This window comes from Aliamphritea spongicola (assembly GCF_017051665.1).
GTDB lineage: Bacteria > Pseudomonadota > Gammaproteobacteria > Pseudomonadales > Balneatricaceae > Amphritea > Amphritea spongicola.
This window is the reverse complement of sequence record NZ_JAFIDL010000166.1, coordinates 1-201: the sequence shown is the minus strand read 5'-3', so window position 1 is coordinate 201 and position 201 is coordinate 1. Positions and strand designations below refer to the sequence as shown.

General features: G+C 60.2%; 1 protein-coding gene. It reads left to right on the top strand.

Annotation, left to right across the window (positions count from 1 at the left end; genetic code table 11):
- Positions 1 to 201 (top strand): hypothetical protein (locus JYB63_RS23200; protein ID WP_205660263.1); only part of this gene is annotated, 201 nt, incomplete at both ends.

The window sequence follows — 201 nt, the reverse complement described above, 5'->3', positions numbered from 1 at the left end:
GCACCAACAACAGTGTCGAAACCACCATCACGGACCAGACCGGCAGTGACAACCCACCGGGTACAGAAGACACCGTCATCGTCTCCCTGACCGGGCCGAGCGATGTGGTCGAAGGTGAAACCACCACTGACTACACCGTCAGCCTGAGCGAAGCGGTGCCGGCGGGTAAATCGGTTACCGTGGCGCTGACGTACAGCTACA